The 4945-nt window shown below is 37.4% G+C and carries 9 protein-coding genes; 6 read left to right on the plus strand and 3 right to left on the minus strand.

Translation table 11 applies throughout. From position 1 onward, the window contains the following. The coding region (locus K245_RS0120625; RefSeq protein ID WP_027360572.1) for a transposase at positions 1 to 224 on the minus strand (224 nt) is incomplete at its 3' end. 111 nt (positions 225 to 335) lie between these two features. On the opposite strand from K245_RS0120625, the gene K245_RS0120635 reads away from it, so the two are divergent. The 5 genes from K245_RS0120635 (at position 336) to K245_RS25760 (ending at position 3966) form a co-directional block, all read left to right on the plus strand. Then, positions 336 to 710 (plus strand): hypothetical protein, encoded by a 375-nt coding sequence (locus tag K245_RS0120635; RefSeq protein ID WP_027360687.1) that lies wholly within the window; start codon positions 336 to 338, stop codon positions 708 to 710. A gap of 190 nt (positions 711 to 900) precedes the next feature. Then, positions 901 to 2220 carry a hypothetical protein gene (locus K245_RS0120640; RefSeq protein WP_027360688.1) on the plus strand — a complete coding sequence of 440 codons (1320 nt, stop codon included), beginning with the start codon at positions 901 to 903 and terminating at the stop codon, positions 2218 to 2220. Between the two features lie 98 nt (positions 2221 to 2318). Further along, on the plus strand, positions 2319 to 2951 hold the full coding sequence (locus K245_RS25750; RefSeq protein WP_198013949.1) for a hypothetical protein: 633 nt from the start codon (positions 2319 to 2321) through the stop codon (positions 2949 to 2951). A 9-nt stretch (positions 2952 to 2960) separates the two neighbouring features. Continuing rightward, positions 2961 to 3149: a hypothetical protein gene (locus tag K245_RS28145; RefSeq protein ID WP_035277844.1), complete on the plus strand. Its 189-nt coding sequence runs from the start codon at positions 2961 to 2963 to the stop codon at positions 3147 to 3149. 67 nt (positions 3150 to 3216) lie between these two features. Next, positions 3217 to 3966: a site-specific integrase gene (locus K245_RS25760; protein ID WP_198013950.1), complete on the plus strand. Its 750-nt coding sequence runs from the start codon at positions 3217 to 3219 to the stop codon at positions 3964 to 3966. A 15-nt stretch (positions 3967 to 3981) separates the two neighbouring features. On the opposite strand, the gene K245_RS0120655 is transcribed toward K245_RS25760, so the two are convergent. Further along, on the minus strand, positions 3982 to 4215 hold the full coding sequence (locus tag K245_RS0120655) for a helix-turn-helix domain-containing protein (RefSeq protein WP_027360689.1): 234 nt from the start codon (positions 4213 to 4215) through the stop codon (positions 3982 to 3984). 118 nt (positions 4216 to 4333) lie between these two features. Here K245_RS0120655 and K245_RS0120660 point away from each other — a divergent pair, with 118 nt between their 5' ends. After that, positions 4334 to 4690: a hypothetical protein gene (locus K245_RS0120660; protein ID WP_027360690.1), complete on the plus strand. Its 357-nt coding sequence runs from the start codon at positions 4334 to 4336 to the stop codon at positions 4688 to 4690. On the opposite strand, the gene K245_RS0120665 is transcribed toward K245_RS0120660, so the two are convergent. Continuing rightward, on the minus strand, positions 4691 to 4945 hold a 255-nt coding region (locus tag K245_RS0120665), incomplete at its 5' end, for a tyrosine-type recombinase/integrase (protein WP_027360691.1). It lies immediately after the preceding gene.

A 4945-nucleotide genomic window follows, 5' to 3' on the forward strand; every position in this document is an offset into this window, starting at 1 on the left:
ATAGTTCCGGCCTTTACCGACGCCTGATGGTGACACTTGTGGCATTGGTACAGATCTCTTGATTTGAGCTCGCAAAATTTCGAACCGCCGCAATTCGGACAACTAAAACCATGCGGCCATCTAAGTCTGAATAATGAGTCTTGGCACTTATCTTCGGTCCCATATTCGGACAGGAATTCGTGAATACTCTTTCCTTTTTGAAATTGGATCATATTTTTTGCCATGCTACACCTCCATCATATCTGGATAATCTTTCACATGCCTTAAGATAAGCATGGCGGAGTAAAAATGGTAATCAAAAATTTCCATATGTTCGCTATCCTGCAATTAATGAATTGGTAATAAAAAATCCTGATGTAACTGCCATTATTCAAAGAGAATATATACTTGGAACTGAAAGCACCTCTAATCCATATTGTTTAAATACAATAATAAGAAATGCGATTCTTAAAAGAAGTGAATTTTTGTCGGATGCAGAAACAAAAGAGGACGTATCTACAAAAGAAATTAAAACAGATATTAAGAGAGAAAAGATTATAACTGCTTTGGAAGATCAATTTATTAATTCTGATTTAGAAATACCTAATTTAACAGATACTGAAGAAGCTGTCGGTGAACTCAAAGAAGATGGGGCTTCAAAACCAAATATGCCCATAAACAAAACTAAAAAATATACATATAGAGATAAATATAAAGATGATGGATTGTAAATAAGTGTGATTCTATTGAAGAACAAGCCACAGAAAGTTCCTCAAAAATTGCGATAACTTTATATTATCGATACTAATTCTTAAGGAAACGGCATTTTTGGGATAAATGCAGGAGCCGGATCTGGTTTCTATTTAAAATGGCCTTTGAAAACACAACCTCTGTTTATGGTTATTTATAAGGATAAATATAATGAACATCGCTCCTGTTTTTGACTTCTCTGCTTTAGACGATAAAGTTCCGCTTCATAAAGGCCAAGCTGAAATTGAAATCAAAGGTCAAGTGTATCAAGGAGAATGCGAAGTTTTTTTTAATTATCTCCCGCATACTAGTATTGATATATCTGGGAAATTCAACGGAGTTCCTTTTAATGATTCTGTTTCAGCCATGACTGATCCCAGCCGCTTTACTTCGTTAATGATTGACGGCAAAAAAATAGAAGGATTCGCATTAGGTACAGGTGGCAGCCATCCTCATGATGGAATAATATGTGTTGACTGGTGTTCATCTTCTGAACCTATATGCATAATTGGCGACGATTCAACACTGATTAAAAAGGTAATTTTTCATTTATTTAATTTTAAAGATTTTGGCAGAGTTGGAAATTTACCGGGCCAGCTCGTAAATATCAGTCAAATTTCTTTAAATTCTGACGAATGGAAAGTTAGGGTTGAATCCTTAGAAATAACGCCAAAAAATAAAGAATTTCTTAAAACCAAGGGAGGTAATAGAATAACCCATGTCGGCACTATAGAGAAAAATGATGGCTCTTTGTTTACAGGAGAGCAAGCCGATCAGTTTTTAGAATATTTAAATTACTTTTTTACTTTTGCCAATGGCTACTGGTGTAACCCTGTTTGTCCAGTTGGCTTTGATGAAAATGATAATCGAGTTTGGGCGTCATGGTCATCTCCAATGGAACCCTATATAGAGCCATTATCCTGGTTTGCTCCAAGGTATAAGGATCAATTAGAGGAATTATTTCCTCTTTTCATAAAAAAAATTCAAAATGAAGAATGGTCTAAAGCTTTATCAGATGTTATTTCCTGGTATCACGAAGCCAATAACGCAAAAAGAGGGATTCCTGGATGCATAATAATGGCTCAAGCAGCTATAGAACGCCTTTCTTTTGAATACGCGGTCAAATACAAAAAACTTTTAACTGTTAAAGGTTTTAAGGAGTTATGGGCATCGGATAAGCTGCGTTTATTATTCTCTTCACTCAATATTCCAATAGACATACCAAATGAAGACCAAGTTTTAAAAACAATTGCGAATCAACATAATTTGGGATCTGCACCACATGCTATTACAGAAATAAGAAATTCATTGGTTCATCCAGAACATAAAAAGCAGGGGCAATTTACTGAAGCATATTTTGAAACCTGGGATCTTTTTTTATGGTATCTCGAAATAGGAATACTTGCAGTCTGTGGATACTCTGGAACTTATAGAAATCGACTAATTTTAGGAAGGCCTATAAACCAAGTAGATCCAGTTCCTTATATTTGAAAATTTAAAGTGATCTTTGTCCAGCCATAAATCTGTTTGAGACATATATAATAAGGTTTAGTTTCACCCGGAGATAATTTATAGGAGGCAATATAATCATGGCAACTACAATATCTGAAGTTAAAAACGCTTTTGAGATCCTGTTTACAGGCCTTTGTAATAAATCCTTCTCTAAATCTCTTTATCTGGAACATTGGGGAGAGAAAGCCTTGTTGCCACTTGTAAGGACATTCTTATTAGGATACTTCGGTCATAATATTGAGCCTGAAAAACAGGCCACATTACCAGGGGGATTAACAGGCAAAGGTAAAATAGATTTTCTCATTGATGATGTAGCTGTAGAATTTGCTGTAAGAACGCCAAACTCTGGAGCCAACACTCTAAGTCGAAGAATAAATGAAGACGAAATAAAAAAACTCCTTAAATTCGACGGTAAAGCCCTTCTTGTTCTGTTTGATTTTTCTAAGAAGCCTTTTTCTGCTGAAGAACTGGAAGCTTTTAGGTCGCATCCTTCCCTTGGCAAAGGCAATCACAAAAAAACTCCTTTTCAAATAAGCTATTTCTTCAAGGATTCTGAAAAAACAACAGGGCATATTAAAAAACAAATCCGAGCGCGTAAGCGTAAAAGTACCGATCCGGTAAAATCTGAGCCTCAATCAATTCCATTGGAATCTCCAGATTCAATGCAATATGAAAATTACATTCAGGCTGATCAGGATAATCAGTTGTAGGAGTTTGATTTGGATTTTTATTCTTCAGACAATAACAGAAATCTTGTCCCTGCCCTTCCGGAGAATATTTCTGAGTGCGTTAAAGCAATTTTTGAAGATGGTACGCCAGAAAACACAAAAAAAGCATACAAGAAGGATCTTTATTACTTTCAGGAATGGGCCAGAGCGACAACAGGAAACTCCCCTGCCCTACCCTGAAGAGTTGATTATCAAGTTTGTGACCTATCATCTCATGGGTCTCGATCCAGAAGCAGAATTAACTCTTATGGAAGAAGGCATTAAAGCAAAGCCAGGGCCGCATTCCATCAGCACTATAATAAGAAGAATGGCTTCCATATCTTCTGCCCATGAAATGCGAGGCCTCACAAACTCATGCAGAGCCGGAGAAATCCGTTTTTCACTCTCAAAAGCTCGCAGGGCTGCGGTCAATAAAGGATTCAGGGCTACAAAAAAGAAAGCTGCAACCCTGGATATTCTTGAATCTATGCTTTCAACCTGTGATGATTCTATCTTTGGAGTCAGGGACAGGGCTGTTCTCTTGTTTGCATTCGCCAGCGGGGGAAGAAGAAGATCCGAAGTTGCTGCGGCTTGCATCGAGGATTTGACCAGGGCAGACACCTCTTATGATGACGGATATGTCTTTAACCTTAGAAAGTCCAAGTCTGACCAGGAAGGAAAAGGTCTTGTTGTTCCTATCTTGGGAAATGCAGCTAAAGCCCTGAATCTCTGGCTTGATGCATCGAATGTAACCGAAGACAGGATTTTTCGAAAGCTCTCAAAGTCTGGAAAGGTTTTATCCGGGTTCACTGAGCAGACAGTTTCAAGGATTGTTAAAAAAAGGGCTTTGCTTGCCGGTCTTGATCCGTCAATTTATTCTGGGCATAGTCTTAGATCCGGTTTTATTACAGAAGCCGGACGGCAGGGGAAAAATATCAGCGATATTATGGCTCTGTCTGGGTATAAAACCGTCAGTATCGCCCTTTCCTATTATCAGGCTGGGAGTGCTTTGATTTAGCAAAGCTATATATTTTTAAACTTTTGATAGCTCTATTTCAACTTGTGCGACTATTTCACTGGCTTTTGTATCAAGGGCTTTTGAAATCTGAAGTAAGGTATTTAATGACGGCTGTCTCAAACCTCTCTCCAATAAAGAAATAAAAGTACGATCAAGGTCAGCTTCAAGGGCAAGCTTTTCTTGTGAAAAGCCTTTTTCAGCCCTGATTTTTTTCAAAATCTTTCCAAAAATTTCTTCTGATTTTTTCATTTCAAGCATCCGGTATAAAAATACTTGAAAATAGAATTAATGATGACTATAGTCTACGGACTATAGTCCGCAAATGTATTTGCGAGTGATACAACTGGAAAAGAATCTGAGGAATTATATGTTTGATACTTTTAAAAGCGAAGTTCTTGATAGGGGCCCTGAAGCATGTTTGCCAAATAACTTACCTGATAAATGGCTATTATATTTAGGGGAACAAGCAGAAAAAATAATATTGGATCAAAGCGAAGATGCTTCAATGACAGAGCTTATGTCTGTCATTGTCATAATTTTGTCTGAAAAGCGTGGCTGTCAAAACCCTATATCCATAAATATTGAAGAAATATTTAAACTTATTCACATATATGCTGCTGAATTAGCGCTCGAAGTAGTCAGCAGAAAATCTTCCCAAAAATACGAGCCTGCTACTCTGGCTAATATTCTGGATAATCGTGATGTCAAAGTTTGGACAGAATGATTAAAAAAGTCCTTCGCTGATGTTCTGTAACTCGTCGGGATCCGATTTTGTATATCTGAATATAACTCTTGGAGAAACATTTCCGCTCATTTCCTGGGCAACGTGTATCCCGTGTTTGTCAGCAACTCTTTTTAGAAAAGTATGCCTGAGCTTATGCGGATGAAGTTTAATTTTTTCACTGTCTGAAGAATTAACAGATGCCTGCTTGGCTATACGTGTGCAGATTCTCCTGACATCGAGGGTTGCGAGTCTGTT

Origin of the sequence: Desulforegula conservatrix Mb1Pa, from assembly GCF_000426225.1 — a bacterium.
Taxonomy (GTDB): Bacteria; Desulfobacterota; Desulfobacteria; order Desulfobacterales; family Desulforegulaceae; genus Desulforegula; species Desulforegula conservatrix.

Excerpts from the sequence above, each read along its gene's own strand:
- K245_RS0120640 (WP_027360688.1), top strand. The coding sequence starts at position 901 with ATGAACATCGCTCCTGTTTTTGACTTCTCTGCTTTAGACGATAAAGTT.
- K245_RS25750 (WP_198013949.1), top strand. The coding sequence starts at position 2,319 with ATGGCAACTACAATATCTGAAGTTAAAAACGCTTTTGAGATCCTGTTT.
- K245_RS25760 (WP_198013950.1), top strand. The coding sequence starts at position 3,217 with ATGGAAGAAGGCATTAAAGCAAAGCCAGGGCCGCATTCCATCAGCACT.
- K245_RS0120655 (WP_027360689.1), bottom strand. The coding sequence starts at position 4,215 with ATGAAAAAATCAGAAGAAATTTTTGGAAAGATTTTGAAAAAAATCAGG.
- K245_RS0120660 (WP_027360690.1), top strand. The coding sequence starts at position 4,334 with ATGTTTGATACTTTTAAAAGCGAAGTTCTTGATAGGGGCCCTGAAGCA.